The following is a 15396-nucleotide window of genomic DNA, read 5'->3' as shown; positions in this document are numbered from 1 at the left end:
CGGCTGCTCGCGCGGCCCCGCCGCTGGAGGCACTCAGCCCTCCTGGATGACCAGGAGCAGATCCCCGGCCTGGACGGGGGTGGCCTCCGGGACGGCCAGGCGGGCCACCGTGCCGGCCACCGGGGCGGTGATGGCGGCCTCCATCTTCATCGCCTCGATCGTGGCCACGACATCGCCGGCGGCGACCTCGGCGCCCTTGGCGACGCGGAGGGTCACCGAGCCGTCGAACGGGGCGGCGACGTGGCCGGGTTCGGACGGGTCGGCGCGCTCGACCGGCGGCGCGTCCGACACGACGGACTTGTCGCGGACGGACAGCGTGCGCAGCTGGCCGTTCACCGAGCAGATGACCTGCCGGACGCCCGCCTCGTCGACGTCGCCGACCGCTTCCAGGCCCGCGAGCACGCGGACGCCCGGTTCGAGGTCGAACGCGACCTCGTGCCCGGCGCGCAGCCCGTACAGGAACGGGCCGGTGGGCAGGACGGAGAGGTCGCCGTAGGCCGCGCGGGCCTCGCGGTAGTCCTTCGCGGGGCCGGGGAAGAGGAGGCGGTCCAGCGTGTCGCGGACGTCAGGGCCGGCCAGGGCCTTCTCTTCGGCGCCGTCCAGTTCGGCCCTGGCGGGCGTGTACTGGCGTCCCGCGAGGGCCTTGGTGCGGAAGGGCTCGGGCCAGCCACCGGGCGGGTCGCCCAGTTCGCCGTTGAGGAACCCGATGACGCTGTCGGGGATGTCGTAGCGGTCGGGGTTCTCGGCGAAGTCGCCGGGGTCGGCGCCGGCCGCGACGAGGTGCAGCGCCAGGTCGCCGACGACCTTGCTGGACGGGGTGACCTTCACGAGCCGCCCGAGGATCGCATCGGCCGCCGCGTAGAGGCGCTCGATCTCCTCGAAGCGGTCGCCGAGGCCGAGCGCGACCGCCTGCTGCCGCAGGTTGGACAGCTGCCCGCCCGGGATCTCGTGCCGGTAGACGCGCCCGGTCGGCGACGGGAGCCCCATCTCGAACGGCGCGTACAGCTTGCGGACGGCCTCCCAGTACGGCTCCATCGCGGTGAGCGCGCCCAGGTCGAGGCCGGTCGCGTGGTCGGTGAAGTCGGTCGCGGCCACGATCGCCTGGAGAGGCGGCTGGCTCGTGGTGCCCGAGAGGGGTGCGGCGGCCCCGTCCACTGCGTCGACACCGGCTTCGATGGCGGCGATGTAGGTGCCGATCTGGCCGCCGGCCGTGTCGTGGGTGTGGAGGTGGACGGGCAGGTCGAAGCGCTCGCGCAGGGCCCTGACGAGTGTGCGCGCGGCAGGGGCGCGGAGCAGGCCGGCCATGTCCTTGACGCACAGGATGTGGACGCCCGCCTCGACGAGTTGCTCTGCGAGTCGCAGGTAGTAGTCGAGCGTGTAGAGCTTCTCGTCCGGGGACGAGAGGTCGCCCGTGTAGCAGAGCGTCCCTTCGACTAGGGCGTGCGTCTGGAGCGCGGCGTCGATGGCCGGACGCATGCGTTCCACGTCGTTCAGTGCGTCGAACACCCGGAAGATGTCGACGCCCGTACTGGCCGCCTCCTTCACGAAGGCGCGCGCGACGGAATCGGGGTACGGCGTGTATCCGACGGTGTTGCGCCCACGGAGAAGCATCTGGATGCACAGGTTCGGGGCGGCCTCACGGATCGCGGCCAGCCTGTCCCAGGGCGACTCGCCCAGGAAGCGGAGCGCGACGTCGTACGTTGCCCCGCCCCACGCCTCGACGGAGAGAAGCTGCGGCGTCATCCGGGCGAGGTAGGGCGCGGCGGCGAGCAGGTCATAGGTGCGTACTCGCGTCGCAAGGAGGGACTGGTGTGCGTCCCGGAACGTCGTGTCGGTGACGGCCAGGGCGCCCTGGTTCCGAAGCTGCTCGGCGAACGCGCGCGCGCCGACCGCGAGGAGCCGGTCGCGTGAACCCTCGGGGAACGGGCCGTCCAGGTCGAGCGGAGGCAGCTTCGTCGCCGGGTCCAGGCCGGTCGGGGCGTCACCGTGCGGCTTGTTGACCGTGACGTCCGCCAGGTAGCGGACGAGCCGCGTCGCCCGGTCGCCGCTCGACCGGGCCGTCAGCAGCCCGGGGTGGTCGGCGATGTAGGACGTCGTGACGCCGCCCGCGCGGAAGTCCGGCTCGTCCAGCAGCGCCTGCAGGAACGGGATGTTGGACGCGACCCCGCGGATGCGGAACTCGGCGACGGCCCGGCGCGCCCGCCGCACCGCCTCCTCGAACGTCCGGCCCCGGCAGGTCAGCTTGACCAGCAGCGAGTCGAAGTGCGGGGACACGATCGCGCCGCCGTACGCGGTGCCGGTGTCGAGCCGCACCCCGGCGCCGCCCGGCGACCGGTACGCGGAGATCTTCCCGGTGTCGGGGCGGAAGCCGTTCGCCGGGTCCTCGGTCGTGATGCGGCACTGCACGGCGAAGCCGCCGACGGTCACGTTCTCCTGCGCGATGCCGAGGCCGGCGAGGGTCTCGCCGCCCGCGATGCGCAGCTGGCTCTGCACCAGGTCGACGCCGGTGACCTCCTCGGTCACGGTGTGCTCCACCTGGATGCGCGGGTTCATCTCGATGAACACGTGCTCGCCGCGCTCGTCCACGAGGAACTCGACGGTGCCCGCGTTCTCGTAGCCGATCTCGCGGGCGAACTTCACCGCGTCCTCGCAGAGCCGTGCCGCGACGGCCTCGTCCAGCCGGGGGGCGGGCGCGATCTCGACGACCTTCTGGTGGCGGCGCTGCACCGAGCAATCGCGCTCGCGCAGGTGGACGACGTCCCCGGCGCCGTCCGCGAGGACCTGCACCTCGATGTGGCGGGGACGGTCCACCGCCTGCTCCAGGAAGACCGTCGGGTCGCCGAACGCGCTCTCGGCCTCGCGGCGCGCCGTGTCGACGGCGGCCTCCAGGTCCTCGCGGTGGTCGACGCGGCGCAGCCCGCGCCCGCCGCCGCCCGCCGCGGCCTTCACGAACAGCGGGAACCCGACCTCGTCCGCCGCCGCCAGCTCCGCCCCGGGGGCCGGGGTCCGCGAGCGCAGCACGGGCAGGCCCGCGCGCCGCGCCGCCGCGACCGCCTCGATCTTGTTGCCGGCCAGGCTCAGCACGCTGGAGGGCGGGCCGACGAACGTGATCCCGTTGCGCTCGCACGCCGCCGCCAGCTCGGGGCTCTCCGACAGGAACCCGTACCCGGGGTACACGGCGTCGGCGCCGACCCGCCGCGCGGTCTCCACGATGCCGGCCACGTCCAGGTAGGCGCGGACGGGGTGGCCGTGCTCGCCGATCTCGTACGCCTCGTCCGCCTTCTGCCGGTGCAGGGACAGCCGGTCCTCGTGCGCGTAGACGGCGACGCTGGCGATGCCGAGTTCGTAGGCCGCGCGGAAGGCGCGCACGGCGATCTCGCCCCGGTTGGCGACGAGCAGCTTTCTGATCAACGGATCTCTCCCAGGAGACGGCTCGGGCGCGTTGCGGTACCTACCCAGTTGAGCGTTCGAGGCAGCTTCGCAGAGCGTGCGCAACATGTGAACAAAGTGACAGATAGCACTTAGAGGGAAAAACACACGATTGTTCCTGCGACATGGGGTTACCTGAGGGTTCGGGCGGGCCCCGGCGGCACGGCCGGAAGCGGACGTGAAAAAAAGCGCCGATCACTCGGAATAGCGAGATGGATCTTGCGGTTGCAACTACCGTGCGAACACCGGTGATCCGGGTAGCACCCGTCCACGAACCCTGGAGGCGAACCGTGCCGAGCAGCATCCCCCGCACCCGTCCCGCCAATGGAAGAAAACATGTGAAGACGACGTCGCTGCGCGCCCTCGCGGTGGCGGCCCAGCTGGAACGCAACCACGCCCTGGAGGGTCCACCGGGCAAGGTGGACGGCCGGGAGGACTCCCGCCCAGAGCGGCGGACGCCCGACCCGGCCTGACCCACGCTCTGCCAGGCCCCCGTGCACGGCGCACGGGGGCTTCGGCGTCTCCGGGGGTGTCTAGCCGGCGGCCGCGTTGAAGAGCGCGTGGACGGCGGCGCGCGCGCGTTCCCTCCCCACCCTCTCGACCATCGCGGTGAGGTGCTCGGCGCCGAGAACGGCCAGCAGCGCGTGCGCCGCGGCCTCGCCGTCCGGGACGGCCTCGCCCATCTGGTCGAGAAGGATCATCAGGTGCCGATGCCAGAACCCGTAGGCGCCTATGCGGTACCGCGCTCCTGGTGAGGCGGTCTCCGACATGCGCACTAGGGCGAGATGGTCCAGCACGTAATCGAGGTAGGCGTCGGCGAAGGCATGCATACGGTCGGACGGCGAAGCCGTCGCGTCCCTCTTGCCTGGGCCTAGCGGGGAGGGGCCGGAGAGGATCTGGTCCTGCAGATCGCGTTCACGCTGGTTCAGAAGGGCCGCGGCCAGGCCCGCCTTGTCGCCGAACCGGCGGAAGAGGGTCCCCTTGCCGACGCCGGCCGCGGCGGCGACGGCGTCCATCGAGACCGACTCGACCCCGTGCCGGGCGAAGAGTTCCGCGGCCGCGTCCAGCACCTTCACGCGGTTGCGCGCGGCGTCGGCGCGTTCTTTGGGCGGCGGCGTCCGCATCAGTTCGAGGTCGACGCGCCGCCCGCCCGCGGCTCCGCGGTCCATGAACGCCTCCCGATCAAGTCAACCGGACCCTAGTCCTTTTCGGTGCCGGCCGCCAGCGGACGCGGCGCCCGCGGGCCCGGAGATCAACTAATGTGCGGAGGACCTACCTTTTCCGTACCCGTAGGCTTGCCGAACGGCCGGGCGACGGGCCGGAGGCGACGGGGAGCGAGTGGTGTGACGGACAGGACGATGCCCGACGCCCTTCCACTGCGGTCGGGGGACCCGACCGAGCTGGGCGGATACGAAATCCTGGGCCGCCTAGGAGAGGGCGGGCAGGGCGCGGTCTTCCTGGGCCGGAGGGCCGGCGGGACGGGCACCGTGCCCATCGCCGACCACGTCGCGATCAAGCTGCTGCACGGCGGGCTCACCGGCGACGACTCCGCCCGCGCGCGCTTCGTCCGCGAACTGGAGGTCGCCAAGCGCGTCGCCCGGTTCTGCACCGCGCAGGTGCTCGACGCGGACGTCGCGGGCGACCAGCCCTACATCGTCAGTGAGTACGTGCCAGGCATGTCCCTGCACCACGTCGTGCGGACGGAAGGCCCGCGTACGGGCGGCGCACTGGAACGGCTCGCGATCAGCACGCTGACGGCGCTCACCGCGATCCACCAGGCGGGGATCGTCCACCGCGACTTCAAGCCCCACAACGTGGTCATGGGCCCGGACGGGCCACGCGTCATCGACTTCGGCGTGGCGCGCGCGCTGGGCGCGGCGGGCGAGACGCAGAACGTCGGCACGCCCGCCTACATGTCGCCCGAGCACTTCACCGGCGGCGAGGTCGGCGCCGCGTCCGACATGTTCGCCTGGGGCACGACGATGGTGTTCGCCGCGACGGGACGTCCCGCGTTCGGCAACGACGAGATGGCCATGGTCATGCACCGGATCCTGACCGGTGAGCCCGACCTCGGCGACCTGCCCGAACCGATGCGCGGGCTGGTCCTGGCGTGCCTGTCCAAGGAGCCGGCGCAGCGCCCGGCGGCGCGCGAGGCCCAGGAGCGCCTGGTCGGCGCGGCCAGCGGCACCCTGCCGTCCGACATCCGGTCCAGGACGGCTCCGCAACCGCCGCCCTTCGGCGGGACGACGCCGCCTCCGCCCGTCCCGCCTCTCCCACCAGTCCCGCCCGGCCCACCGCAGGTCCTGGGCCAGGGCCAGGGCCAGGGGCCGGGGCCGGGCGGCAGGAAGCGCGGGCGCCTCCTCGTGCCCATCGCGGCGGCGGCCGCGGTCGCGGTCGTCATCGCGGGCGGCGCGGCCTGGGCGGCGACGAGGGGCGGCGACGGCAAGGGCGGGGACCAGCAGGTCTCGGCCTCCGACCAGAACCAGGGCGCCCAGGGCAACGCCGGGACGGCTGACGGCGCGGGCAGCGCCGCGAAGAACCCGGCCAAGAGCAGGCCCGGGCGGCCGCAGAGCAGCAAGAGCGGGGCGCCCGCGTCCCCTGGCGCGTCCCAGAAGCCGGGGTCACCGCAACAGCCGGGCGAGTCGAAACCCACGCAGGGGACAAGCGGCGGTGGAGGCGGAGGCTCCACACCCGTCCAGGAGCCTGCCAACAAGTACACGCCGCAGCAGGTGTGCAACAGCGGCGGCCATGGGGGCGGCTACTACGTGCAGCGGTCGCTGAACGTTTCCGGCGGCGTCGCGTACCTGCTCTACAGCAGTTCCACCTACAACTGCGCCGTCACCATCAAGACCAAGAACGTCGGCAAGGCGTCACCGGTCTCGACGTGGATCCAGAAGCAGGGCGGCGGCTCCATCGCCGACAGCGGCTCGTTCGCCTGGTACGCGGGGCCGGTCTACGTGAAGGCCCCCGGGACGTGCGTCCGGTTCGGCGGCAACGGCCGCAGCGCGCCCTACGGCAACTGCGGCTGACGGCAACTGCGGCTGACCCCCGCCCGGGAACCCGGCGGGAAATGGAGAAGGCCACCCTCGCGCCCGGGTGGCCTCTGATCTTGTGGGCGGTCGGGTCGACGCTCGGTGCTTCGGGAGCCGACCCGCCGCTTTTCGACTGTTCTGGCGGCTTTCTTGCTGGTTCAGTTACGGGAGGCGATGAGATGGTCGAAGTCGCCGTCCTTGGCTCCAAGGATCAGCGCCTCTATCTCGGGGCGGGTGTAGATGAGAGCGGGACCGTCGGGATGACGGGAGTTCCGCATCGCCACCTGCCCACCGGGCAGTTCGGCGATTTCCACACAGTTCCCCTGGGAGTTGCTTCGCCGGGACTTCAGCCATCGCGCCCCTTGGAGCTTGGCGGCCGGTGTCCCGTTGTCGTAATCGGATTGGAGCATCATGTCTCTCTGAGAAGATCACCAAGAAGCTCGACGGTGCGCTCCGGGGTCGCGCTGTCGACGCACAGGCGTTCCATCGCCTGCAGATAGGTGTCGACGTCGTCGCGCTTGTCCAGGTACATAGCGCCGGTGAGGTTCTCGACGTAAACCACGTCCGGCAGGTCCTGCTCGGGAAAGCGCAGGATGGTGAAGGCCCCACCTTCGGCGGCGTGGCCGCCGAACCTGAACGGCATGATCTGGATGGTGACGTTGGGCAGCTTGGACATCTCGATGAGGTGCTCGAACTGGCCCCGCATCACCTCCGGACCGCCGATGGGACGCTTGAGCGCCCCCTCGTCCACCACGGCCCACAGCCGCGGCGCCTCCGGGCCCGTGAGGCGTTCCTGGCGCTGCATGCGCAGTTCCACGCGCTGGTCGATCTCGTGTTCGGCGGCTCCGGCGTTGCCGAGGCGGATCACCGCTCGCGCGTACCCCTCCGACTGCAGCAGTCCCGGGACGAACTGCAGTTCGTACGTGCGGATCAGCGCCGCCGACTCCTCCAGGCCCACATAGGTCTGGAACCAGCCGGGCAGCACGTCGTTGTACCGGTGCCACCAACCGGGAGTGTTGGCCTCCCGCGCCAGCTGCAGCAGCGCCTCGCGTTCCGTCTTGTCGCTGACGCCGTACAACGTGAGCAGGTCGTCCACGTCGCGTTCTTTGAAGCTGACCCGTCCGAGCTCCAGACGGCTGATCTTCGACTCCGACGCACGGATGACGTAGCCGGCGTCCTGACGGGTCACGCCCTTCTGCTCGCGCAGACGGCGCAGCTGGGACCCGAGCAGGATCCGACGGACCGTCGACCCGCTTCCCGGCGTCTCTGGAGTCACGCCCAACCTCCGGCTATTCGGCGGACAGCGAACCTAGTGTGCCACTGGCATGAGTGTCCTGCGGTTACCTCCGTTCACACGGGTGCGATCCGCGTTGCCCCCACACCCTCGCAACGCGGATGCACGTGCATTGGGCCTTGCATTCGCACGCTACGATGCGCAGGATAACGCACGAGACTTCCGAGCCACGGCTGCACAACGAGAACACTCTGCGGGGTCCGGTGGAATGACGTCACGCCACGCGCACGACGACACGCGGTGGGAGCTCGGCCCTGTCGCGGGGCCGGCAGACCCACGGGACCACGCTGGGCGCTCCACGCCCGTCCCGGAGTCGGTCGACCTGCCGCCGCGGCTGGACACGGCCGTCACGGCGCTGACGGAGCTGCGCGGATCCACGGTGTCGTTCACCGTCGCGCCCGATCCGGAATCGGTCACCGCGGCCCGGCACTTCGCCGTCTCCCGGCTCACCGAATGGAATCTCGCCGAACTCGCCGACGACGTCGGCCTCGTCGTCTCCGAACTCGTCACGAACGCGCTGCGGCACAGCGGAAGGGTGAACTCCGGCGGGCGGCCGGGCGTCGACGTGCACCGCGAGGGCGTGTACGGCGACCCGGCCGACCCGCTGGGCTCCGCGCCGTCCGCGATCAGGCTGCGGCTGGGGCACGAGGCCCCGTGGCTGCTCTGCGGAATCATGGACGCCAGCCGGACCGCGCCGCGTCGCAAGGAACCCGACTACATCGCCGAGACGGGACGCGGCCTCCACCTCGTGGAGTCGTTCAGCGTCCGGTGGGGGTGGCGGGCACTGCACCACGGCAAGGTGGTGTGGGCACTGTTCCGTTCCCCTTGAACGGGGTGCGCTTGACCAAAGGGCGTAACGGCGCGCGACAGGGGTAACTATTCATTTCCCCCGGCGGGCACCGTGGATCGGGCCCGACGATGACGAGAGGAGCACCGGTGGACTTCGCCGTCGACCATCGCGTCGAGCAGGGCCTCACGGTCGTCAAGATCAGCGGTGAGATCGACGTCTTCACCAGCCCCCGGCTGCGGGAGGCGCTCCTCGACATCATCGACAACGGCGGCACGCAACTCGTGATCGACCTCGGCGAGGTGACGTTCCTGGACTCCACGGGCCTCGGCGTCCTGGTCGGGATCTACCACCGGCTCCGCGCGCGCGACGGCTCGATGTCCTTCATGGGCGTGAACGACCGGGTGCGGCGGGTCTTCCACGTCACCCAGCTCACCAAGATCTTCGTCCTGCACCGGTCGCTGGAGGACGCGATCGCGGCGCACGAGGCCGCCGCGCCCTGACGCGGCGCCCCGGCTTTCAACCCCGGGTTTCCGTTCCTTTTTGCCCGCGCGTGTACCTCTTTGTCCGCCGGGTTATCCACAGGTTGGCGTGGACGCGCCCCCGGCCGGACGTACCCGGTACGGTGAGACCGAGATCAAGCCCGCCGCCCGGGCACGTCCCGTCGACGCGCGCGGTGCTGTCCGCCAGCCGACCCATCGAACGGACGGGAGCGCTCCGTGGCAGAACAGCCGCTGCATGAGCACACGCTCGGCAATGGCCTGCGCGTCGTGGTCTGCGAGGACCACGTCGTACCACTGGCCGCCGTGAACATCTGGTACGGGGTGGGCTCACGGCACGAGCGGTCCGGCCGGACCGGCCTCGCCCACCTCTTCGAGCACCTGATGTTCCAGGGCTCCGAGAACGTCGCGGAAGGCGAGCACGCCGCGCTGCTGGAGAGCGCCGGCGCCGCGTTCAACGCCAGCACGTCGTTCGAGCGCACGAACTACTACGAGACGGTCCCGGTCAGCCACCTGGAGCTCGCCCTGTGGCTGGAGGCCGACCGGATGGGCACGCTGCCCGCCGCGCTCACCCAGGCCAACCTCGACAACCAGCGCGACGTCGTGAAGAACGAGCGCCGCCAGCGCTACGACAACCAGCCCTACGGGACGGCCTTCGAGCGGCTGTGCGCGCTGACGTTCCCCGAGGGTCACCCGTACGCGCACACCCCGATCGGCTCCATGGAGGACCTGGACGCCACCACCCTCGAAGACTGCACCGACTTCTTCGCCACCTGGTACGCGCCCGGCAACGCCGTCCTGTCGGTCGTCGGCGACGTCGACCCGGCCGCGACCATCGAGGCGGTCGAGCGCTACTTCGGCGGCCTGCCCGCCGGGCCGGAGAAGCCCGCCGCGCGTCCCGGCGAGCTGGGGCCGCTGACCGGCGTCCGCGAGGAGGCGCTGACCGAGGACGTCCCGTCCCCCGCCTACTTCGCGATGTTCACGCTGCCCACCGACGGCGGCGACGACGTCGAGGCCGCCGAGATGGCGGTCGAGATCCTCGGCGGCGGCTCCGGCTCCCGCCTCTACGACCGGATGGTGCGGCGCGACCAGATCGCCACCGAGGTCTGGGCCGGCGTGACGCGGCTCGCCTCGGGCCAGTCCCTGGCGATCGTCGACGCCATCGGGCCGGAACCCGACAAGATCGCCGCCGTGCTGGACGAGGAGCTCGAACGGTTCGCCGCGCACGGGCCCGACGCCGACGAGACCGCGCGCGCCACCGCGCAGGCCGAGCGCGGCTTCCTGGAGCAGACCGAGACGGTGACCGGCCTGGCCAACGCGCTGTCGCAGAACGCCACCCAGTTCGACGACCCGGCCCGGGTCTTCACCGCCCCCGGGCGCGCCGCCGCCGTCACCGGGGACGCGATCAAGCAGATGGCGGGGCGCTGGCTCGCCCCGGGCGCCCGCACCGCCCTGACCTACGGAGGCACCTCGTGAGCAGCGGCCTGGCACTGCAGCCCCGTCCCGTCCCCGGGCCCGTCCCGGCCTGGGCGTTCCCGGCCGGCACCGAGGGCCGCGTCCCGGCCGGCCCGGCGACGATCCGCTGCGACCTGCCCGGCCGCCGGCTCGCCGCCGTCCGGCTCGTGCTGAACGCCGGGGCGGGCCGCGAGCCCGCCGGCCTCGACGGCGTCGCGACCCTCGCCGCGCACGCCCTGATGGAGGGCACCGAGCCGGGCGGCGGCACCGCGCTCACCGCCGCGTTCGAACGCCTGGGCGCCAGCTTCTACGCCCACGCCGACCTGACCGCCCTCCGCGTCGCCCTGGACGTCCCCACCTCCCGCCTCGGGGCCGCCCTCGAACTGTTCTCCGGGGTCGTCCGCCGCCCCGCCCTGGACGACGCGGACGTCCGGCGCCTCGTCCGCGAGCGCCTGGAGGAGATCGCCCAGGAGGACGCCGACCCGGGCTCGCGCGCCATGCGCGAGCTGCGCGCGGTGATGTTCCCGGCCGAGGCCCGCGCGTCCCGCCCGACGGGAGGGAGCCGCTCCTCGGTCGGCGCGCTGGAGGGCTCCGACGTCCGCGCCTTCTACGGCTCCGTCGTCCCCGCCGAGGCCACCGCCGTGGTCGCCGGCGATCTCTCCGGCACGGACGCCGACACGGCCCTCTCGGCGGCCCTGGAGTCCTGGGCGGCCACCGGCGAGCCGCTCTCCACCCCCGACCGCGTCCTGCCCGAGTCGGCGGCCCGCATCGTCGTCGTCGACCGGCCCGGTTCCGTCCAGACCTACCTCAGCTTCGGGCACGGCGTCCCCGACCGCTCGCACCATGACTGGCCGTCCCTGACGGTCGCGGCGCACGTGCTCGGCGGCGGTCTCACGTCCCGCCTGAACGCGGTGCTGCGCGAGGAGAAGGGCTACACCTACGGCATGCGGGCGGGCCTGCTGCGCATGCGGCACTGCGGCGTCTTCATCGCCCAGGGCTCCGTCCACACCGAGGTCACCGCCGACGCGGTCGCCGACGCGCTGACCGAACTGCGCGGCGTCGTCTCCCGCGGCATCGACCCGGAGGAGCACGGCCTGTCCGTCCGCGCCCTCGCCGACCGCGCGCCCGCCGAATACGAGACGGCCCGCGCCGTCGCCGCCGAACTGGCCGACGCCTCCGCGAACGGCCTGGGCACCGGTTACCCGAGCGCCTACCTGGCCGCCGTCCGCGCCTCCACTCCCGACGGCGTGGCCCGCGCCTACCGCAAGCACGTCGACCCGGAAGCCCTGACCGTCATAGCCGTCGGCGACGCCGCCCAAATCCGCGAACCCCTGGAAAACCTCGGCTACGCGACCGTCACCGTCACCCCCAAGGAAGACTGACCCACCCCACCCCACCCTCACCTCAGGCCACTGGATGGAAGGCGGCTTGTCGGGAGGCGGAGGAAATAGGTCGAGGTTTCCGCTTCGGGTGTGAACCGATGTCATGGTGAAGTAGGTCTAACTTGCGTGGCCCAAGGCGCGCGGGCTGAGGAGCGCGGGGAGGACGTCCTCGCGGTCGGGAGAGGGGAACAGCCGGTGTCCTACGGGCAGATGGCGGGCGGCGGGCCGTCCGTCGACACGATCCTGGCGGAGCCGAACTGCAAGCCCGGTGGCGTCGTGGCGGGCAAGGTGCATCTGCGCGGCGGCTCCGGGCCGGTCGAGATCAGGCACGTGACGCTGGCGCTGATGCCGCGCATGCAGAACGGCCACGGCGGCGAGACCGCCGGCCCGGAGGTCTACCGGGGTGCCCTGACCCGCGGTTTCCGGCTGGACGCCGCGCAGCAGCGCGACCTCTCGTTCTCCATCCCGCTGCCGTACGAGCTGCCGTTCACGACGGTCCTCGGCCACGAGCTGCCCGGCTTCACGATCGGGATGTGCACCGAGGTCGACGCCGCCGGGCAGCCCGATCCCGGCGACATCGACCCGATCTCGGTCGAGCCGCTGGAGTCGCAGCAGTGGGTGCTCGCCTCGATCGCCCAGCTCGGCTTCCAGGTCGCGAACGTGACGTTCGAGGAGTCGAAGCTGCGCGGCATCGCCCAGCAGCTGCCGTTCCACCAGGAGATCCACCTCAACCCGCCGGCGGCGTACCAGGGGCGGATCGAGAAGATCGGGCTGAGCTTCGTCGCCAGCCCCCGCGCCATGGCCTTCGTCCTGCGCGCCGAGGACCGCGACACCCCGCGGGACGAGTCGTTCGGCGTGTTCCAGGTCCCGCACGCCGAGGCCGCCGAGACCGACTGGAACACCAAGATCGGCGAATGGCTGGAGGCCGCCGCCGCGCTGCCCCGCTCGTCCGCCGGGCAGGGCCGGGCGCCGCTCCCGCCGCCCGGCGGCGCCGCGCCGTTCCCTCCCCCGCCGCCGTCGCCGGGCGATTCCCCGGCGTCCTACGGGCAGCCGGGCAATGTCCAGTTCCCGCCCCCGGCTCCCGGCCCCGGCGAGGCGCCGAGCCCCGCCTACTCGGCGGACCCGGGCCTCGGCTACCCGGGCGGCCCCGGCACCTTCCCCCCGCCGCCCCCGGGCACCCCGCCCGGGCACGCGCCCATGCCCGGCCTCGGGCACGGCGCCACGCCACCCGCATATCTGCCGAACGGCGCTCTGCCGCCTCCGTCCGCGGGCGGACCACCCATGCCCGGCCAGGCTCCGCACGGCGCCGCACCACCGCCCGCGCCGGGCCTGCACGGCACCCCGCCGCCTCCGCCGCCCGGTTCAACACCCATCCCAGGCCATGGCAGTCCATCACCCGGGCATTTCCCGCAGGGCGCTCCACCACCTCCAGGGCCCGGTGGAGCCTTCGCGCCCATCGGGCACAACACTCCGCCGCCCGCGCCGGGACACGTTCCGCATGGCAGCGTGCCGCCGCCGGCACCGCCGGGGCCCCCTGGCACGTCCGCACCCGGGTACAACACCCCGCCGCCCGCCCCCGGCCAGGTCCCCTACGGCGCCCCGCCTCCTCCAGCGCCCGGTGGCCCCTATCCGCCGGTGCCGGGTCATGCCGGGCCGCCGCCCGCTCCGCCCGGGCCCGCGGGCTACCCGCCGGTGCACGTCCATCACGGCTCGCCCGGCTACCACGGGCATCGCGGCCACCACGGCGTCGCCGCGGCCGGTCTGATCGGCGGCGCCGGTCTGATCGGCGGCGCCGCGGCGGCCGGTGTCGCGGGCGGCATGGCGATCGGCGCCATGGGCGACGCGGTGGGCCAGGCCGCGAACGTGGCGGGTTACGTCGCGGGCGCCCCGGTGGACGCGTTCGGCAACGCCGTCGCCGGCTACGCCGGGAACGTCGCGGGCGGCATGGTCGCGGACGCGGCGGGCGGCATTGCCGGGGGCATCGCGGGCGACGTGGCCGGGGACATCGCCGGTGGCGCGGCCGAGGTACTCGGCGGCCTGCTGGGCGGGCTCTTCGGCTGACCGCCCAGCGCCCGCCCCGACGACGGGAAATGCGGGACCATTCGGACGAGATGCGCCGCGTCCTCGTCCAATTCGGCCACGGCTGGTTATCGTCGAGAGCGCAGCCCGCTTCCCGAGGAGTCACGTAATGGGATCCCCCTTCTGACGGAGGGGGCTTTCATCCGCTGGCTGGGGGCCACCGTTACCAGCACCAGCCGACACCACATTGGAGGTGAACGAAGTTGGCTACGTACCGCGTAGGGCCGAAGACCGACCGGGTTGTGCTTCCTCAGCAGCCCGCTCTCGAATTCGGGTCAGCAGACACCCCCCGGGTCGGGGACGAAACGGGACTCGAACGCCGTCAGGCACCCGGCGCGGTACATGTGCGAGGGGAGATGCTCGGCACTTCACCTGGCGCCGAGCGCGTCACCCCCGGCCCTGCGGCCGGGGAGAAGGTCTGTGAGGGCCACCCCGCCGTGTTCGTCGTGGACAAGCACGGTGCACCGTTGCAGCCGACCACGCCCGCCCGGGCGCGCATGCTGCTCAAGAAAGGCCGGGCCGTGGTCGCCCGGCACACCCCGTTCGTGATCCGGCTCAAGGACCGCACCATCGCCGAGTCACAGGTGGACGGTGTCGAACTGGGCATCGACCCCGGCTCCAAGCACACCGGCATCACCGTCTTCACCGACATCGGCGGGAACCGCCGGGGCCTGTACGGCATCGACCTGGCCCACCGGGGCGGCAGCATCCGAGACAAGATGTCCATGCGCGCCGCCTACCGCAGGGGCCGCAGGTCGCGGAACCTGCGCTACCGCGCCCCCCCGCTGCTGCAACCGCACCAAACCCAGCGGCTGGCTCGCACCGTCTCTGCGGTTGCACGGCACCGAGGTGCGCGAATACCTCCTTGCCAAGTGGATACGCGCCTGCGCGTACTGCGGCGCCACTGGCGTGCCACTCAACATCGATCACATCCGCCCCCGCTCCAGGGGCGGCTCCAACCGGGTCAGCAACCTGTGCACCGCGTGCATCCCCTGCAACCAGGCCAAATGCAACCGGCCCGTGGAGGAGTTCCTCGGCCACATGAACACCATCGACCGCATTCCGCACACCGTCCTCATCGCCGCAGCCACCGAGCGCGGTACCTACGCTCGCACCCGCACCGACCGGTACGGCTTCCCCCGTCTCCGCCTGCCGCGCGCGAAGCGGTTCTTCGGGTTCGCCACCGGCGACCTGGTCCATGCCACGGTCCCGACCGGCCGGTGGGCCGGAACCCACACCGGGCGTGTCGCGGTCCGTTCCAGCGGCAGCCACACCGTCACCACCCCCGCAGGGGCCGTCAAGACCTCTCGACGGCTACGCCTACACCACCAAACCCGAGGGGCCGTGATCAGTGCTGCGGCCCGGCAGGTCAGAGCACCGCTGGGGCCCTCCCGCGCTTTCGTTCTCTCCCCCCGCTGAAGCAGGGGGCATCTACGAG

12 protein-coding genes and 1 pseudogene are annotated in these 15396 nt (G+C 72.4%); 9 read left to right on the top strand and 4 right to left on the bottom strand.

Annotated features, from left to right (window positions below; translation table 11 throughout):
- Nucleotides 1–33 precede the first annotated feature (33 nt).
- Nucleotides 34–3411, bottom strand: coding sequence for a pyruvate carboxylase (locus tag AL2_RS31560; RefSeq protein WP_067640131.1), 3378 nt, complete (start codon nt 3409–3411; stop codon nt 34–36).
- A 308-nt stretch (nt 3412–3719) separates the two neighbouring features.
- On the opposite strand from AL2_RS31560, the gene AL2_RS37790 reads away from it, so the two are divergent.
- Entirely contained in the window at nt 3720–3902 is a 183-nt protein-coding gene (locus tag AL2_RS37790; RefSeq protein ID WP_157438493.1) for a hypothetical protein, read from the top strand.
- A gap of 60 nt (nt 3903–3962) precedes the next feature.
- Here AL2_RS37790 and AL2_RS31555 read toward each other — a convergent pair whose 3' ends face one another.
- Nucleotides 3963–4598, bottom strand: coding sequence for a TetR/AcrR family transcriptional regulator (locus tag AL2_RS31555; protein WP_067640129.1), 636 nt, complete (start codon nt 4596–4598; stop codon nt 3963–3965).
- A 174-nt stretch (nt 4599–4772) separates the two neighbouring features.
- Between AL2_RS31555 and AL2_RS39895 the strand changes: the two genes are divergently transcribed.
- Complete coding sequence (locus tag AL2_RS39895) at nt 4773–6458, top strand: serine/threonine protein kinase (protein WP_168444707.1); 1686 nt, start codon at nt 4773–4775, stop codon at nt 6456–6458.
- Nucleotides 6459–6619: 161 nt separating this feature from the next.
- Here the strand turns inward: AL2_RS39895 and AL2_RS31545 are convergent, their stop codons facing one another.
- Together AL2_RS31545 and AL2_RS31540 are read right to left on the bottom strand one after the other, a co-directional pair.
- Nucleotides 6620–6874, bottom strand: coding sequence for a DUF397 domain-containing protein (locus AL2_RS31545; protein ID WP_376741327.1), 255 nt, complete (start codon nt 6872–6874; stop codon nt 6620–6622).
- The gene (locus AL2_RS31540) at nt 6871–7737 is read right to left on the bottom strand and encodes a Sco1979 family transcriptional regulator (protein WP_174550899.1); all 867 of its coding nucleotides are present in this window, start codon (nt 7735–7737) and stop codon (nt 6871–6873) included. Before AL2_RS31540 ends, AL2_RS31545 begins: the two co-directional genes overlap by 4 nt.
- A gap of 226 nt (nt 7738–7963) precedes the next feature.
- On the opposite strand from AL2_RS31540, the gene AL2_RS31535 reads away from it, so the two are divergent.
- From AL2_RS31535 to AL2_RS39525, 7 genes and pseudogenes are all read left to right on the top strand, one after another.
- The gene (locus AL2_RS31535; protein ID WP_157438492.1) at nt 7964–8584 is read left to right on the top strand and encodes an ATP-binding protein; all 621 of its coding nucleotides are present in this window, start codon (nt 7964–7966) and stop codon (nt 8582–8584) included.
- A gap of 107 nt (nt 8585–8691) precedes the next feature.
- The gene (locus AL2_RS31530) at nt 8692–9045 is read left to right on the top strand and encodes an STAS domain-containing protein (protein ID WP_067640125.1); all 354 of its coding nucleotides are present in this window, start codon (nt 8692–8694) and stop codon (nt 9043–9045) included.
- A gap of 216 nt (nt 9046–9261) precedes the next feature.
- Complete coding sequence (locus tag AL2_RS31525) at nt 9262–10518, top strand: M16 family metallopeptidase (RefSeq protein ID WP_067640123.1); 1257 nt, start codon at nt 9262–9264, stop codon at nt 10516–10518.
- On the top strand, nt 10515–11879 hold the full coding sequence (locus AL2_RS31520) for a M16 family metallopeptidase (protein WP_067640121.1): 1365 nt from the start codon (nt 10515–10517) through the stop codon (nt 11877–11879). Before AL2_RS31525 ends, AL2_RS31520 begins: the two co-directional genes overlap by 4 nt.
- Nucleotides 11880–12074: 195 nt before the next feature.
- Complete coding sequence (locus tag AL2_RS31515; protein ID WP_067640119.1) at nt 12075–13940, top strand: sporulation protein; 1866 nt, start codon at nt 12075–12077, stop codon at nt 13938–13940.
- Between the two features lie 374 nt (nt 13941–14314).
- A pseudogene (locus AL2_RS40180) lies at nt 14315–14716 on the top strand (RRXRR domain-containing protein); the annotation flags it as partial.
- A 76-nt stretch (nt 14717–14792) separates the two neighbouring features.
- On the top strand, nt 14793–15377 hold the full coding sequence (locus AL2_RS39525) for an HNH endonuclease (RefSeq protein WP_245667070.1): 585 nt from the start codon (nt 14793–14795) through the stop codon (nt 15375–15377).
- Nucleotides 15378–15396: the final 19 nt, after the last annotated feature.

It is taken from the genome of Actinomadura latina NBRC 106108 (genome assembly GCF_001552195.1).
Lineage (GTDB): Bacteria > Actinomycetota > Actinomycetes > Streptosporangiales > Streptosporangiaceae > Spirillospora > Spirillospora latina.
The sequence above is the reverse complement of the archived record's forward strand: the minus strand, read 5'-3'. Positions and strand labels throughout refer to the sequence as shown.

Bases quoted from the DNA above. Each gene is read 5' to 3' on its own strand.
- AL2_RS31555 (WP_067640129.1), bottom strand. From the start codon at position 4,598: ATGGACCGCGGAGCCGCGGGCGGGCGGCGCGTCGACCTCGAACTGATG.
- AL2_RS31545 (WP_376741327.1), bottom strand. From the start codon at position 6,874: ATGATGCTCCAATCCGATTACGACAACGGGACACCGGCCGCCAAGCTC.
- AL2_RS31535 (WP_157438492.1), top strand. From the start codon at position 7,964: ATGACGTCACGCCACGCGCACGACGACACGCGGTGGGAGCTCGGCCCT.